The sequence below is a fragment of the Prosthecobacter algae genome (assembly GCF_039542385.1).
Lineage (GTDB): Bacteria > Verrucomicrobiota > Verrucomicrobiia > Verrucomicrobiales > Verrucomicrobiaceae > Prosthecobacter > Prosthecobacter algae.
Genome location: NZ_BAABIA010000001.1, coordinates 552,568 through 567,414 on the forward strand (window position 1 = coordinate 552,568; position 14,847 = coordinate 567,414).

The window sequence follows — 14,847 nt, forward strand, 5'->3', positions numbered from 1 at the left end:
TAGAATCAATAGTCGTTGCGTATCGTTACAAACTCCTTACCTCCCCGCATCTTCTCCATCTCTGCACTGGCAGCGGCGACAGGATTTTGTAAGTTCGCGCCATGAAGCGCCCCCAGTCTGCCGCCGTCCCTGTGCCTGTGCTCCTTGGCATCGAAGGTGGCGGCACCCGCACCAGTGTCCGTCTGGTGGATGGGCAGGGCGGCATCTTGGCCCGTTTTCAGACAGGCCCTGCTGTGCTATCCCTGCTGACGGATCGCGAATTGCAATGGCACCTGAAGGACATCGCCGGGCGGCTGCCTCACTGGCCGCAGGCGGTGGCCGTGGGATTGGCCGGGGCACGCACGGCGGCCGATCAGGAAAGGCTGCGCCGGGCGGTGGCGCGGGTCTGGCCTAACGTTCCATGTGTGGCAACGAACGATCTGGAGACGGCGCTCGCCGCAGCCCCGGCTTTGAAAAAGGCGATCCCTCGGGTGCTCGTGCTCAGCGGCACCGGCTCCTGCTGCTTTGGCCGGGCACCGGATGGCCGCACGGCCAAGGTAGGCGGGCGTGGGCATGTGATTGGGGATCGGGGCAGCGCCTGCGACATCGGCCTGCGGGCTCTGCGGGCTGTGATGGCAGATCTGGATCATCGGGGCCGCCTGGGACCGCTCGGCTCCGCGATGCTGAATGCGCTGATGTTCAATGAGCCGGACCAGCTCATTCCCTGGTCCGTTCACGCACCCAAGACGGAGATCGCCAATCTGGCCATCACGGTCTTTGCCGTGGCAGGCAAAGGCGATGCGCTGGCGAAGAAAATTTTGGCAGACTCTGCCGTGACCCTGGCGGCAGATGCCTGTGCCTGCGCCAGCCAGTTGGTGCCGGTGGGCACGCCGGTGGAATTCATCTTTAATGGCGGGGTGCTGCTCAGCAATCCCAGCTTCATGCGGCAGGTGACACGCCAGATCCGCGCCTGCTGGCCGCATTCCCAGGTGACTCCGCTGAAGCTGCCCTCCGTGGCTGGTGCTGTTGAACTGGCCCGACATGAGGCGGAGCGGGTGAATGCCGGGGCTTTGGTGAGAGGCATGCGCACCGTGGTGCAGGAAAAGACGTTTGCCCTGCCAGAATGCCTGGCTGATCTGGCCGTGCTGGCTGAGTCGCCCACGGAGAGGCGCAATCCGAAGTCGATGACGTTGGATCACTTGTCGTTAGGCGCAGGCATTGAGCTCATGCTCAGTGAAGATGCGCAGATCCCTGCGGCCATCCTGGCGGAGAAGCGCCACATCAGCCGGGTGGTGGCGCAGGTGGCGCGGGCTTTTCAAAACGGGGGGCGTCTTTTTTATGCAGGCGCAGGCACCAGTGGCCGTTTGGGGGTGCTGGATGCCAGCGAAATCCCGCCCACTTTCCGTGCGCCGCGTGAGCAGGTGCAGGGCATCATCGCCGGTGGTCGGCAGGCGCTGTGGAGCGCGGTGGAAGGGGCGGAGGATGATGTGCTGGCCGGGGCCATGGCCATCAAGCACCGGGAACTGGGGCCGGAAGATGTGCTTGTCGGCATCGCGTCCAGCGGTCGCACACCGTTTGTCTGGGGTGCCATCCATGAGGCCAATCAGCGAGGGACCTACACCGTGCTGCTGTCTTTCAATCCGGCGATGCGCGGGGCGGTGGGCAGGCTGAAGGACAAGAGCTGGAAACCCCAGGTGATGATCACCCCGAATGTGGGGCCTGAGGTGCTCACCGGCTCCACAAGGCTGAAATCCGGCACGGCCACAAAGCTGGTGCTGAACATCATCACCACGCTGGCGATGACCAAGGTGGGCAAGGTCATCAGCAATCTGATGGTGGATCTGAACCCCTCCAATGTGAAGCTGCGCGACCGCGCGGTGCGCATCCTTTCAGAGCTCACGGGCTGCACCAAAGACAATGCCCGCGAGACGCTGAATGAGACCGGCTGGCTGGTGAAGGAAGCCTATGAAAAGCTGAAGTGAGTCAGCTCAGCGTGCGGCCACGTCTTCGTTCGACGTGTAGTATTCAAAGTAGCCGATCATCATTTCATCGTAGGTCTGCGGACCCCAACGGATGTTTTTGGCCGGGTCTGGATTGGCCGGGTTGCCCTCGCTGTTGTCAAAGACGGCCGTGATTTTCACCTTGCTGCCGCGCGGGAGGAACTTCGGCTGGGCATAGTCGTAGCGGAGCTGCCAGTTGAAGTCATAACGGGGGATGTCCAGCAGCACCTCGCTCTGGCCGCCAGGAGGAGTGACCTCAAATTTGAAGGCCTTTCCGCGCACGTGCATGTGGGCCATGTAGGCCATCACATTCATGTCCATGGGAACGGTTTGCTCCTTCACCTCGACATGGTCTGGAGCGCCGGCAGGGATGTTTAAACGTGGGTGCGCCACGGCGGCGGTGTGGACGATGTAGCGCGGTTTTTCTTTGGCAAAAACAAGCCCCATGCGGAGCTGGTCCTCGGTCTTTTTGCCATTGGGCGTGTAGTGAATCTGAAAGCTGACGATGGCACCTGCGGGAAGTTTTTTGGCAAAGCCAGCGGGCCACACATGGGCGGCATTGCCCGGAACATAGGCGGCCCAGTAGCCCTCAGTTCCCTCGCCCCGGTCCCGCACATTGCTGCCTTTTGGGTGAACCTGGACGATGACATGATGCACGACTCCACGGTCTGTCGGCATGATCTCGTAGCCCTGCACCCAGCGGTCTTCTTCAAAGGATGTGGTCGTCGTGACAAACTGGTAAGGCATGGTGCCCTCTGCCTTGATGGCAATGGGTTTGGGCAGTTGGATGATCGTGTCCGGTTGCCCGATGGTCCATTCCTTGGGGAAAGAGCGGGGCTGGGGGGCATCGGAGATTTGTCCTAGCGGACGGTCACTGGCCAGCCAGGTCAGCAAGTCCTGTTTGTCCTGGGGGGAAAGGGAGCTGTCATTGATCCAGGGCGTGTGGGTGCCCTCAGGAGGCGTGGCGGCAAACCAGGGCGGCATGGCTCCGCGTTCCACCTGTTTGCGGATCATGGCGGCGTTTTCCAAAACGTCCTCGTAGGTCTCCAGGCTGAAGGGGCCGATGCTGTCCTTGCGATGACACTCCACGCAGTTCGCTTGCAGGATGCGGGAGATTTGATGGTGATAGGTGACGGAGGTCTGGGCGACGACGGTGGCTGGCTTGATGTCCAGGGCGCAGCCTGGGGCCGTGGTGGCGGCGATGGCAGGTGCCTGGTGGGCAAGAAGAGCTGTGAGGGCATCGCGAAGATACGTTTTGTTAGGCCGTTCTTTGGCATAACCCAGACCGTATTGGTCATTGATGGCTCCGCGATAGGTCAGCGTGCGGGCGGCATCGAGAAGAAAGACTTCGGTGGTGGTCGTTGCTGCCAGGGCGGTGGAGAGGCGGCCATCCTGGTCATGAACCACCGGAGATTTCAGGCCGTGGGTGGTGATGAAGGTCTGGATATCTTCCTGGGTTTCCACGGCCACCGGGCAGACCAGCAGCATGCCGACTTTCTGTTCCTGGGCTGTTTTTTCCAAACGGGCGAGTTCAGCTCCCAGTTTGCCGCTGATGGGGCAGGTGGCCCCAAAGAAAGCGACGATGAGACCCTGCTGGCCACTAATGCGTTCGCTCAGCTTGAGGTTCTGACCGCGGCTGTCTTCCAGCGTCAGGTCGGCGACGAGGCGGCCTACACCGTGATCGGAGGCTTTTAAAACGACGGTGGCCTCTTTCAGCTCTGGGTCTTCGCTCGCCGGCTTGGCTGGGGTGGTGGATTCTGGGCTGCCGCCTTTGCGGCGCAGTCGGGCCATGGCTTCGGTGGCCTCGGCCAGGGTGACCGTGCCGTTGCTGTCCTGATCCAGAAAACGCATCCAGCGTTTTTGGGGCATCTCATTTTCCGTCAGCAGGCCGTCGCCGTTTTTGTCCAGGTTGTCGAATTCAGCAATGCCTGTCTTGCCTGCAGAGGGGGATTCGGCGGCGCGTTTTTTGGCACGTTCGGCCAGTTGCACGGCCTTCTCAGCTTCTTCCAGGGTGAGGGATCCATTGCCGTTCAGATCCAGTTTCGGCAGGTAGGGCGCGGCCTGCATTTCTTCACCCGCAATGAGGCCATCATTGTTTTTGTCGAACCCTGCAAAGCGTTCGGCCACACTGGCGACCTGGGCTCCCAGCGGAGCGGTGAGGAGAAAGGGCAGCAAAAGGGAAAGACGTTTCATGCAGTATCGCTGGGTGACGCAGTCGTCGGTTTTATATGACAGCGTTTGGAGAAACCTCACGGGCGAGGGAAAGTTGCGGTAGGTGAGGCCGCGCCTCAGCCTCTTTTGAGAACGCCACTGCTGAGGATCTGGGCTCGCAGACCGCCATTGCCCTTCATCGCGGCTTCGGCCCCTGGGGCCAGGGCTTGGTCCATCCAGTAGCAGGGTTTGCATTCCTCGGTGCCTTTGAAGCGCACGCCTTGAATTTCAAACTCCTGGCCAATGAGGTCATTGAGATTGACCCCTTTGGTGAGGATGTTGCGGCGGAAAACGGAGGGGGATACCCCCATGGCCTGGAACTCTTCGCACAGCCGTTCATACACCTCATGGGCAAAGAAGGTGACCTGGCCCTTGTACTTCTCTTTGAAATCGAAGAAGCGGTCACCCACCAGCCCTTTGCCAGCCACGCATTCCACCGTTTCCACTTCCTGGATCGGTGCCTGCCCCGCAGGCTGGCCGTGATGGCCGAAGTAGTTGTGCGCGGGAGAGATGTAGATGTGGAGGATCTGCATGGGCGGACTCTCACGCATGGCAGGCGCTCCGCCAAGGACGGAATGAGTCTTTGCATCCCCCGCCTTTTCTCGGGAAGAGTGCGGCTATGAGTTCAGAGAGAATCATCCGGGTCGGGATCGTGGGCGCAGGCGGCATTGTGAAACAGCGCCACCTGCCAGGGTTGCGGGCGCTGCCGAATGTGCGCATCACGGCTGTGGCCAATTCATCGCTGGCCAGTGCGGAGGCGTTTTGCCAGGAGTTCGCGCCGGAGGCCAAAGCCCATGCTCGCTGGGAGGATGTGGTGGACAATGAGGACGTGGATGTGGTGTGGATCGGCGCGCACCCGTCCATGCACCACGATGCGACGGACTTTGGCCTGCAATGCGGCAAGCATGTTTTCACCCAGGCCCGCATGGCCGCCACTTTGCAGGAGGCGGAACACATGTGGGAGCGGGCACAAAGCTGCCCGGATCTAGTGACGGCCATCTGCCCAGCACCCCAGGGCATGAAGGCCGGAGAGATGGTGAAAAAGCTGCTGGCTGAAGGGGCGATCGGGAAACCACACCAGGCACTGCTACACAGCTTCAGCGCCGCCTGGCTGGATGCAAACCAGCCTGCACACTGGCGTCAAAATGTGGAGGTCAGCGGCATCCAGATCCTGACCCTGGGAATCTACACGGAAGTTTTGCAACGTTGGTTAGGTCACATCGTGGAGGTGGAGGCGCGGGGGAATGTGGTCATCCCGGAGCGCCAGGGTTTCACGGTGGAGACGCCAGACTTTGTGCATGTCATGGCCAAATTTCGCAGCGGTCTAGAGGCGACGATGCTGTTCAGCGGTGTCGCGGCCCATGCACCGACGGACAAGCTGTGGCTCTTTGGCTGTGAGGGCACGCTGAGTTATGACTTTGTCACCGATGAAGTGTGCCTGGGCAAACCGGGCGGCTCCCTGGAGGTCGTGCCTGTGCCTTATGAGATGGAGCGGGAGTGGACTGTGGAGCGTGACTTCATCCAGGCCATTATGGACCCAGCGGCCCCGCGGCCAAAGCCGGACTTCACCGAAGGCGTGTGCTACATGCGGGTGGTCGAGGCCGTGTGGGAGGCCATGGAAAAACGGGCGGCGGTGAAGTGCGCGTAGCTTATGGACCTGCCACCCACTGCACGGCTTTGAGGATAAAGGCCTCCATCCCGGCCTGCTGTTCCGGATGCGGGCTACTGCAAAGCAGGCGTCCTTTCCCATAACTGCCCGCGACCATAGCGGGGGAGTTCACTTGGGCTCCTTTGGGTGAGCCATTTTCCGCCAGTTCGCTGCGGAAAAAGGCCAGAGGTTCAAAGTCGGGGATGGCTTCATCTCCCGCTGGATTAAAGACGGGGCCATTGGCGTAACGGATATCCAGCAGGCCTTCGGGCATGCCCAAAATCTCGCGGCCCTTGGGCGTAAATTCGATTTTTACATCGCCCACACCGCGTGCCCATTTCGAGGACTTGGTCTTGGCATCAAGGATCTGCAGCCCCCAGGAGAAACCATCGCAGGCCAGGTAATTGCCAGCGCAGATGCCCACATAACCGCCGCCCGCCTCAATGAAACGGCGCACTTGTTCACGGCCCACAAGGCCCAGTGTGCCCGCCTGCTTGCCACCGCTGCCACCCGTAAAGATGACGACATCGAAGTCCTTGAGTCCGCCTTCGCGGATGAGTTGCGGTTTAACGATCGTGACTTTGACCCCAGGCGCTTGGCTGAGCAGTTCCGTGCAACGTGGCACACCTTTGCCAAAGCTGCCGTAGTCATCAAATAGAGCCACTCGCACGGGACCATCACCGCGCTGGAGGGGCGGAAGTGGTGCGAGTTCCTTCCAGGTGAGGGAGATGGCCTGAAGCTCTTGGGTCTTGGCGCGTTTGCCCACCAGTCGCCATTGAGGCTGCTCATCTGATCCAGTTCGAATGAGCTTGGCCTCAGTCACGGGAAACTCCGCTACCAGATGCAGGGCATTGATGTTGATCTTGGTGTTGGCGGGATCAAAGCCTGCCGGATTCGTGGTGTGATAAAGCGCGGTGCTGGCTTTGCCTTTGACGGGATGCAGCACATAGTGATGCCCTGCGGTGATTTCGGCCGCCGACAGCAGTTCCTCGCGGCCTTGGAGGGAGCTGGGTGCCCACTCCCCAACCAGTTTTGGATACTGGATTCCAGGAGCTAGGTTTTCCCCGGCGTGCAGTGACAAGGCAAAGAGGCTCAGGAGAAGCAGGTGTTTCATAACCAAAAGTGTGTTTATAGGCCGTTTGGGTGGCGGTTGATGAAACCGGAGGTGCCGCGTGCGGTGGACCGCCAGCGCGGACCTTCGCCAGTCTGCGTGCCCGAGGTGTCAAATCGCAGGCCGCAGACGGACATGAAGACGTGGTTTCCGGGTTTCACAAAGATGGAGACGTAACGCCCTGGGCCGGACTTTCCATAACCTGCAAAGCCGCGGGAGTTCAGCGGCTGCACGAGGAGACCCGTGCGGTAGAGAATGTGAGAGATGGAGCCAGAGCAGTCGAAACCGTCATCAAAGAGCTGCCTGTGCCCGCCTCCCCATTTATAAGGCTTGTCCACAAGCTGGTTGGCATAGTGGACGATGTGGTGAAGAACAGGCGGGTGATAGGCGGTGGCCCGTGCATATCGGCCATCGAAATGCAGCAGGGGAATCTGCGAGTAATAATAGACCCCGGCCCCACCGCCCGCGATGGCCAGTGCGCCTAGGCCGCTCATCTTGAGCCAATCACGCCGCCCCAGGTTCCTCACCGTGGCGGCTTCAGGGGTGTCTTCCAGGAGGCCGGGGATGAAGTCCTGAGGTTCGTTCATGGAGTGCTGGGGGTGAGATTATTTCCTGCGAAGCCGGTAAAGTGGTGTTGGTAGCTGCTCGCTGGTAAACCACAAGGTGGCGCTGTCGTCATCGTAACAGACGCCCTCCATCTGGCGGGTGAGCGGGGGCTCGATGATCAGGGCAGGGGATTGCAGGGTTTTACTGAGTGGTTGACCTGGCGTCAGCTTCCACTCATGCAGGTAGCTGTAAGTCGCGATGACGAGCCGTTTGCCATCGGGTGAAATACTTGCGCCGGTGGTCATGCTGGCCATGCCGGGGCGTTTGCCTTCACGTGACCGGGCGGGAAAACTGAGAGTGGTTATTTTTTCCAGCTTCATGGCAGCACCTGAACGCCTTTTGCCCTTCAGTTCATAAAGGGTGCTTTCGCCGTTCTCTTCCTTGGTCAGGATCCACACCTGCTGAGTTTGTGGATGCACCAACAGGCACTCGGCATTGTGACGTCTGTCAGGGTAGCCGAGGTGCCAAATCTCAGGTTCAGCACTCTCGGTCTCCTTCTTTGGATCCTTGGGTAGGTCAGGCTCTGGAATGCGGTAGATCTGCAGGCTGGCGCGCACTTTGAGATTGTCCCCGATGTCGGCAATCAAAAGGCAGGGGCGGCCTTCTTCATCGGTACCGGAGGCTAAGTCCTCCCAGTCAAAGTTCACGGCTTTGGGCAGGCGCACCTTGGCCCGTGTCTGGCCCTTTTCATCAATGGCAAAGAGGCAGGGCTCGCCGCCCGAGTCGTTGAGCGTCCAGAAAAGCCCAGGGTGCCGCTGGCTGCGCGTGAGGCCGCTGCTTTCGTGGATGCGTTTGTCGGCCAGAATGACCGGTTTGTCCGCCTCCAGGCGGGCGGCTTTCTGGCCACGGCATGGCAGTGCAGCGAGGCAGAGCAAGAAAACCGGCAGCAGCTTGTTCATGGGCCGGGAGGATCAGCCGAGGGAGCGCGCGGGGCCGGGGACGAGGCGATTGTAATGCAGGTTCACCCGGCGCAGGTACCACTGCCAGGTGGGGCCCGGACGGCCACGGTCTAACAAAAAGTGAGGGCAGTTCTTGTGCGGGTCCTTGATGCTTGGGCTGATGCGCGGCCAGTGGTAGTGCGGCACCACATGGTCCAGCGGGATGCCATAGACATACATGAGGTAGGCGGTGAGGCGGGCCGTTTTGTCAATCGTCAGCGCGATGTCGTTGCCACGATGCTCGCACATCTCAATGCCGATGCTGTAGTTGTTCCCTGGGCCGTCGAAGTCGGCGTGCTCTCCCTGCTCACGGCAGGGCAGGTGCTGGATGGCGACGTTCGATTGCGTCGTGAAGTGCCAGGTGAGGAAGCCGATGCGGTTGCCGCCTGGGCGCTTGGTGGCACGAAGGGCTCCGCGTTTGAGCGCCAGGGCGTGGTTGTAGGCATTGCCGCTATAGTTCTGCGTGCTGTGGATGGTGATGTATCGCGGCGTCATCGGCCGGTATTTGTAGCGGCCTACCTTGCCGGCGGGAATGAGGTCCGGCCGCAGGCCGATTTCCCGCAGCAATTGCTCCGGCGTCACGCGTCCCAGGGAGCTGTCATTGTAACGGGCTTCCCACATGGCAATCTTCGAGCGGCCTGCGGGCGAGCCGCAGGCGACGAAAACAACCACAGCCAGAAGAGCGAGGGGGAGGGCCAGAAGAGCACTGCCTTTGTTCATGGCGGCAGTATGGTGGCTGCGCGGAAGTTTGCCAGTCTGGAGTCAGTGGACTGACATTTTGTTTGAGTTCCGCCAATTCTCCGCCAGCGATAGCCTTGTGATTCTCGTCCTGACAGCAGGCTTTGGCGATGGGCATAACACCGCTGCTTTCTCAACCGCTGAAGCGCTGCGGCGACTCTGCCCAGGGGAAGATGTGCAGACGTGCGATCTCATCAGCGAGGTGCAGCCGCGCATCGCCACGGTGCTGAAGAATCTCTATCAGCAGGCCATCACCCACTTTCCCAGTGGCTGGCGCATGGTCTATCACATGCTGGAAAAATCTGACGTGGATCCCCAGGACAGCGCTTGGCTGGCCCCCCTGGTGCGTGGCCTGCGCGAAAAGATCGAGACCTTGCAGCCCCGTCTCATCATCAGCACCTACCCTCTGTATGCAGCGCTCATGGATGCGCTGCGCAAGCAGCAGGTGCCGCTGCCCAGGCTGGTCACCATCATCACGGATTCCATCAGCGTTCATCGCATCTGGCTCATGCAGCCCAGCGACCTCTACTGCGTGGCGGATGCGGAGACCCATGAGGTGGTGGAAAAGCTGGGCATCCCGGCAAACAAGGTGAGCATCACCGGGTTCCCTGTGAGCCTGCAGTTCACCGAAACCCTGCCGCCAGATGCCCGTCCGCCAGGCGAGCAACGCATCCTCTACCTGCCTTCGACGACGGGCCGTCGCGTGGCCACCACGCTGGCGGCCTTGGTCCCGCTGCTGGAAAAAGGCGTGAAGCTCACCATCCCGGTGGGCAAACACAGCTCCCGCCTCTACCACGTGCTGCGCAAGTTCACCGATGCGCTGCCGCAGGCTCCCGTGGAGATCATCGGCTGGACAAATCGCATCCCAGAATTGCTGCGCACCCACGACGTGGTGATTTGCAAAGCGGGCGGGGCGATCCTCCACGAAGTGCTTGCCGCACGCATCCCGGCCGTGATTGATTACGTGGTCCCTGGCCAGGAGGAAGGCAATGCGGAGATGCTGCTTTCCCGCCATTGTGCCTACCGCACCTTTACCTCCAAAGAAACCGGAGAGGCCGTGGCCAAAGTCTTAGCAGATGGGGGTAAAATAGGCCGCCAGATGCGGGCAAACATGCTGGCCATCAGCGTGCCGGATGCCGCCATACGCACCGCCCAGACAGCCCTGGAACTGGCCGCACCGCTGGAGGCTACGGCACCGCTGGTTTAGCCGCTGCGGCAGGGGTAGGCGGTGTGGCCGTTGCCGTTTTCTGCGTCGCGACGCTCGCTGGCTGCGCCTTGGGCGGATGACGGTCCGCCTCGATCCATTGCTGGATCATCGGCCAGAAAAGCTCACCCGGCAGGGCAAAGGTGGTGATGCGGTCCACCCTCGCAATGTTGATGCCGACGGCCCGTCCCTTGAGGTCCAGCACTGGGCCTCCCATGTCGAGCGGGTTCAGGGGCAGATCGTGTTGCAGCACTTCGGCAAAGTTATCCGTGCGGATGGAAATGCCGCCGTTGGCAAAGTCCTCGCCATCCCAGTTGGACAATACCTTGGTGCGGCTGGCCAGGCGCACCTTCAGACTCCCCAGCTTGTCATTGCGCTGGTATTTAATTTCGATTTCTTCACCCGGTTGGCGTTTGAAGATGAGCTCGTTCACACGGCGGAAGTCGCGGATCTTTTCCCCGGCGAGTTCCATCATGAGATCGCCTGCGATCAGGCCTGCGGCGGCTGCGGGACTGTCCTCCGCCACGCCGATGATGCGCACCCCGCTGGCACTGCTGGGCTTGTCATCCATGCGGATGCCCATGGCGGCACCAAAGCCCTTGATCTCCCGGCGCTTGGCGCTGATGACGCCGATCTTTAGCACCTTGCCCGCCGCCGGGGACACGATCCATTGGCCGAAGGAAAGATTTTTGGACGAGATGAAGCTGACGGCTGGCACCTCAGGCAGGTGGATGGCCTGGCCGAGGACGATGTCATGGCGCGTATCCCGGCGGATCTCCCGCACCTGGGCCTTGGGCGCGGTACCCCATTTCACAGTGCATTCCTCCAGTCGCGGCACCTCACTGGCCTTGGTGATGAAGTAGCCCTCCTTGCCCACCCAGGTCAAGGTGGCCACGGCCTTGTTCTTTGCATTCATCAGCAGGGCCGTGTTACGGGCCACCTGCGCTTGCAGGGCCGCCAGCGGGGCCAGCGTCTGGTTGCCGTTGGTCATTTCCTCCGGTTTCAGCGGGGCGCGCAGTTCGCCCAGGGCCAGTTGGCTGACGGTGGTCAGCAGCAGGATCAGCACTTTGGGGGATGGCAGGGGAGTGATCATCCTTCTTCTTTCGGGCGGATGCCCAGGGTGATTTTGACGTCGCGTTCAGCGCTCACATTCTTCAGGCGCAACTGCACTTCCTCACCGGCAGGGCGCACCCGCACGGCATGGGTAAACTGCGGCAGGTCGGTGATTGCCTCGCCATTGAGGGAAAGGATGACGTCGCCGGTTTTGATGCCAGCCTTTTCTGAGGGGGAACCAGCTATGACCTCCACCACCTCCAGCGCTCCCTTGGCATTCATCTCCGTGCCTATGCCCAGGTACCCGCCGCTGCCGATGCCCCAGGTGTGGATGACATGGCTGCCTTTCATTTCATCCCAGGACCTCAGAAAAGGGGCCATGGAAACATGCATGTTCTCATCGCGCCCCTCCCAAATGAGGCTGTGGATGCCGATGACGTCGCCATTCAGATCAAAGAGCGGGCCGCCCGAGTCGCCTCCCATCAGCACACAGTCAGTTTGCAGGGAGTTGGCGGTCTGTTTCACAATGCGGCCCACACGCAGGACCACGCCACGTTTTTCATCAAACCCGCCCGGGTGACCGAGCGCAAAGCACCACTCCCCCGGCTGCGCCTTGATCACTTGGCGGGAAACCTTGACGTGCGGCCATTTGCGCTCGGTGTCGTTGAGCTGCATCAGCGCGGCATCGGTGGTCTTGTCCAGACCCAGGGTGGTGGCCTGCACCACCGTGCCATCTTCCAGGATCACGCGCAGCTCACGGCCTGGGCGTTCCGCCACATGGGCAGCGGTGAGGATGAGACCATCTTCGCTCATGATCACCCCGCTGGCCGTGCCATCTCCCGTAAAGATGGCCACCACGGCGGGGCGTACCTTGGGCAGCAGCGACTGCACATTGTCCTGCAACTTGAGGAAGGGTTCAAAGTCCGGCTCCCCCGCAGCGAAAGCAAATCCTGGCACGTGGAGGAGCATCCACATGAGCCGGGCGAAGAGCGCATTTTTCATAACGACTCAATTCTAACGTGCAAGAAGGCCGAAATTCTCCTTAATTCCGAAGCGAGATTCAAGCCAAGTCTGTCAAAGCCCTGAGAAATCCGGCTGAAGGCGGGTCCCAGGCCCGAATCCGTAGAATACTCGAACCCTCGGTTGCGTCCAAGCCACCTCATGAAACGCCCGCCTCCCGCACCCCATCGTACGCCGCCTCCACAGTCCCGTTGGCGGCGCTGGTGGCGGCTGCTGTTGCTGGCCCTCATGGGCGGCAGCCTGCTGGTCACCCTCACCATCGCAGGCACCATCGCCTTTTATTCCCACCTGGCCCGGCAGTATGACCTCAGCAAGCTGGGCGAAATGCCGGAGCGCACCGTGGTGCTGGATGCCCAGGGGGAGATGCTGGGCCGCATGCATGGGGAAAACCGCATCGTGGTGCCGCTCAGCCAGGTGTCTCCCTTCTTTGTCAAAGCGCTCCTGGCTCGTGAGGACTCCCGCTTTTATGACCACGGGGGCATTGACTACGTCGGCGTGGCACGCGCGACGGTGAGGAACATCAAGGACCGCCGCGTGGTGCAGGGGGCCAGCACCATCACCATGCAGCTCGCTCGCAACAGCTACCCGGATCTCAACGACCGCAGCTTTCACCGCAAGATGCTGGAGATGATGCTGGCCCGCCGCATCGAGGGTTACTGGACGAAGGATCAAATCCTCGAGCACTACGTGAACCGCATCTTCTTCGGCACGAACCTCTACGGCATCCAGCGCGCCAGCCAGGTGTACTTTGGCAAGCACGCCAGCCAGCTCAATCTGAGCGAGGCCGCCCTCATCGCAGGCATCATCCGCAGCCCGGTGCGCTTCTCCCCCTTCCGCAATTTCGATGGCGCGCTGAAGGAGCGTGACGATGTGCTGAAGCGCATGGTGGCCACCAAAGTCATCACCACCGAGGAAGAACTGGCTGCCCGTTATGCCGACATCGCCCTGCACGCTCAGCCCGCCTTTCAAAGCCAGGGCGGTTACGCGCTCGATGCCGTCCGCCGGGATCTCGACCGCGTGCTGGAAGATCACGAGATCGAAGACGGCGGCCTCATTGTTTACACGACGCTGAGCCAGGAACTGCAAACACTGGCGGAGCAGTCCGTGGAAAAACGCCTCGCGGTGGTGGAAAAACTGCCCGGCTACAAGCACCCCACGAAGGCCGCCTTTGATGCCACCTGGGACGGCACCCAGGAGGTGGCCTCCACCCCGTATCTCCAGGGGGCGGTCACCATTTTGGACAATGCCACCGGCGGCATCCTCGCCCTGGTGGGTGGGCGTGACTATCGGCAGAGCAAGTACAACCGCGCCACCCAGGGCCAGCGCCAGATCGGCTCCACGGTGAAGCCGTTCGTCTATGCTACGGCCATCGCCAGCGGCTTCCTTCCCGGCACTTTCATTGACGATGCCCCCATTCAGCCCGGCGAGATCGAAGGCGCCGGGGCAGGGTGGTCCCCCCAGAACAGCGATGGCAAATTCACCGGTCAGCAAACGCTGACATACGGGCTGGTGCAAAGCCGCAACACCATGACCATCCGCGTGGGCAACTACGCGGGGCTGGACCGTGTGCTCAATTTGTTAGGCGATGCCGGCATCGGCAGTAGCGCCGAGCGTACCCCGCAGATTTTCATCGGCAACCTCGGTGGTACACCGCGCGACCTCACCAGCGCCTTCAGCATCTTCCCCAACGACGGCATCCGCCGCCGCCCCTTCCTCATTGATAAGGTCACGGACAAGGCTGGCAACATCCTTTACAGTACCAGCCTGCTGGAGGCCGATGTCGTCAGCCCGGGCGTGGCCCATCTCATGCGCCGCATTTTGGGGCAGGTGATGGATCGTGGCACCGCCGCCAGCGTGCGCAGCGAGCACAAATTCAAAGAGCCTGCCGGGGGCAAAACCGGCACCACCAATGATTACAAGGACGCCTGGTTTGCAGGCTACACGGATCGCGTCACCTGCGCCGTGTGGGTGGGGCTGGACAAGCCGCAAACCATTGTGGACCAGGGTTATGGTAGCCGCCTCGCCATCCCCATCTGGGCCGATGTGGTGAAAAAAGCGGTCGAGCTGGGCTACATTCCCGCAGGTCCGCGTGTGGAGCCACCGCTGGCCGCCGTGCAGCTCTGCCACCTCAGCAGCCAGCTCGCCACCCCCGCTTGTGCGGCGAGTGGCACGGCCTATGATGAAAAGCTGCCGTATGACCTCATTCCCCAGGGCAACTGCGGCGCACACCAGGGCGTCATCGCCGCCCCCCAGTATGAGGATCAGCCACGCGGCAGAAGCCCCGGGCTGCTGAATCGCATCCGCGGCTGGTTCCGTTAGGCACGGTTGACGGTCCTTTC

Annotated in this window: 12 protein-coding genes; 4 read left to right on the forward strand and 8 right to left on the reverse strand. The window is 61.3% G+C overall.

Going from position 1 to position 14,847, the window contains the following annotated elements; genetic code table 11:
- Positions 1-101: 101 nt before the first annotated feature.
- A complete protein-coding gene (locus ABEB25_RS02165) occupies positions 102-1,961 on the forward strand; it encodes an N-acetylmuramic acid 6-phosphate etherase (protein ID WP_345734738.1) in 1,860 nt (619 codons plus the stop codon).
- A 6-nt stretch (positions 1,962-1,967) separates the two neighbouring features.
- On the opposite strand, the gene ABEB25_RS02170 is transcribed toward ABEB25_RS02165, so the two are convergent.
- Together ABEB25_RS02170 and ABEB25_RS02175 are read right to left on the reverse strand one after the other, a co-directional pair.
- The gene (locus tag ABEB25_RS02170) at positions 1,968-4,172 is read right to left on the reverse strand and encodes a redoxin domain-containing protein (protein ID WP_345734739.1); all 2,205 of its coding nucleotides are present in this window, start codon (positions 4,170-4,172) and stop codon (positions 1,968-1,970) included.
- A gap of 95 nt (positions 4,173-4,267) precedes the next feature.
- Positions 4,268-4,741 carry an MOSC domain-containing protein gene (locus ABEB25_RS02175; protein ID WP_345734740.1) on the reverse strand — a complete coding sequence of 158 codons (474 nt, stop codon included), beginning with the start codon at positions 4,739-4,741 and terminating at the stop codon, positions 4,268-4,270.
- Between the two features lie 68 nt (positions 4,742-4,809).
- On the opposite strand from ABEB25_RS02175, the gene ABEB25_RS02180 reads away from it, so the two are divergent.
- Positions 4,810-5,838 carry a Gfo/Idh/MocA family protein gene (locus tag ABEB25_RS02180; protein ID WP_345734741.1) on the forward strand — a complete coding sequence of 343 codons (1,029 nt, stop codon included), beginning with the start codon at positions 4,810-4,812 and terminating at the stop codon, positions 5,836-5,838.
- Between the two features lies 1 nt (position 5,839).
- On the opposite strand, the gene ABEB25_RS02185 is transcribed toward ABEB25_RS02180, so the two are convergent.
- The 4 genes from ABEB25_RS02185 to ABEB25_RS02200 are packed head-to-tail and all read right to left on the reverse strand — an operon-like array spanning position 5,840 to position 9,213.
- The gene (locus ABEB25_RS02185; RefSeq protein WP_345734742.1) at positions 5,840-6,952 is read right to left on the reverse strand and encodes a BPL-N domain-containing protein; all 1,113 of its coding nucleotides are present in this window, start codon (positions 6,950-6,952) and stop codon (positions 5,840-5,842) included.
- Positions 6,953-6,966: 14 nt separating this feature from the next.
- Positions 6,967-7,536, reverse strand: a complete 570-nt coding sequence (locus ABEB25_RS02190; protein ID WP_345734743.1) for a peptidoglycan endopeptidase — start codon at positions 7,534-7,536, stop codon at positions 6,967-6,969.
- Positions 7,537-7,554: 18 nt separating this feature from the next.
- A complete protein-coding gene (locus ABEB25_RS02195) occupies positions 7,555-8,454 on the reverse strand; it encodes a hypothetical protein (protein ID WP_345734744.1) in 900 nt (299 codons plus the stop codon).
- Between the two features lie 12 nt (positions 8,455-8,466).
- Complete coding sequence (locus ABEB25_RS02200; protein WP_345734745.1) at positions 8,467-9,213, reverse strand: peptidoglycan recognition protein family protein; 747 nt, start codon at positions 9,211-9,213, stop codon at positions 8,467-8,469.
- A 28-nt stretch (positions 9,214-9,241) separates the two neighbouring features.
- Here ABEB25_RS02200 and ABEB25_RS02205 point away from each other — a divergent pair, with 28 nt between their 5' ends.
- Positions 9,242-10,438, forward strand: coding sequence for an MGDG synthase family glycosyltransferase (locus ABEB25_RS02205; protein ID WP_345734746.1), 1,197 nt, complete (start codon positions 9,242-9,244; stop codon positions 10,436-10,438).
- Here ABEB25_RS02205 and ABEB25_RS02210 read toward each other — a convergent pair.
- Complete coding sequence (locus ABEB25_RS02210) at positions 10,419-11,528, reverse strand: PDZ domain-containing protein (RefSeq protein WP_345734747.1); 1,110 nt, start codon at positions 11,526-11,528, stop codon at positions 10,419-10,421. The genes ABEB25_RS02205 and ABEB25_RS02210 overlap by 20 nt on opposite strands.
- Entirely contained in the window at positions 11,525-12,490 is a 966-nt protein-coding gene (locus ABEB25_RS02215; protein ID WP_345734748.1) for a S1C family serine protease, read from the reverse strand. The genes ABEB25_RS02210 and ABEB25_RS02215 overlap by 4 nt, the downstream gene beginning before the upstream one ends.
- 159 nt (positions 12,491-12,649) lie before the next feature.
- Between ABEB25_RS02215 and ABEB25_RS02220 the strand changes: the two genes are divergently transcribed.
- Entirely contained in the window at positions 12,650-14,827 is a 2,178-nt protein-coding gene (locus ABEB25_RS02220) for a transglycosylase domain-containing protein (RefSeq protein WP_345734749.1), read from the forward strand.
- The last annotated feature ends 20 nt before the right edge of the window (positions 14,828-14,847 follow it).

What these genes read in the sequence shown, in the direction of transcription:
- ABEB25_RS02180 (WP_345734741.1), top strand. Translation starts at nt 4,810, where the DNA reads ATGAGTTCAGAGAGAATCATCCGGGTCGGGATCGTGGGCGCAGGCGGC.
- ABEB25_RS02220 (WP_345734749.1), top strand. Translation starts at nt 12,650, where the DNA reads ATGAAACGCCCGCCTCCCGCACCCCATCGTACGCCGCCTCCACAGTCC.
- ABEB25_RS02210 (WP_345734747.1), bottom strand. Translation starts at nt 11,528, where the DNA reads ATGATCACTCCCCTGCCATCCCCCAAAGTGCTGATCCTGCTGCTGACC.
- ABEB25_RS02175 (WP_345734740.1), bottom strand. Translation starts at nt 4,741, where the DNA reads ATGCGTGAGAGTCCGCCCATGCAGATCCTCCACATCTACATCTCTCCC.
- ABEB25_RS02195 (WP_345734744.1), bottom strand. Translation starts at nt 8,454, where the DNA reads ATGAACAAGCTGCTGCCGGTTTTCTTGCTCTGCCTCGCTGCACTGCCA.
- ABEB25_RS02215 (WP_345734748.1), bottom strand. Translation starts at nt 12,490, where the DNA reads ATGAAAAATGCGCTCTTCGCCCGGCTCATGTGGATGCTCCTCCACGTG.
- ABEB25_RS02165 (WP_345734738.1), top strand. Translation starts at nt 102, where the DNA reads ATGAAGCGCCCCCAGTCTGCCGCCGTCCCTGTGCCTGTGCTCCTTGGC.
- ABEB25_RS02190 (WP_345734743.1), bottom strand. Translation starts at nt 7,536, where the DNA reads ATGAACGAACCTCAGGACTTCATCCCCGGCCTCCTGGAAGACACCCCT.
- ABEB25_RS02185 (WP_345734742.1), bottom strand. Translation starts at nt 6,952, where the DNA reads ATGAAACACCTGCTTCTCCTGAGCCTCTTTGCCTTGTCACTGCACGCC.
- ABEB25_RS02200 (WP_345734745.1), bottom strand. Translation starts at nt 9,213, where the DNA reads ATGAACAAAGGCAGTGCTCTTCTGGCCCTCCCCCTCGCTCTTCTGGCT.
- ABEB25_RS02170 (WP_345734739.1), bottom strand. Translation starts at nt 4,172, where the DNA reads ATGAAACGTCTTTCCCTTTTGCTGCCCTTTCTCCTCACCGCTCCGCTG.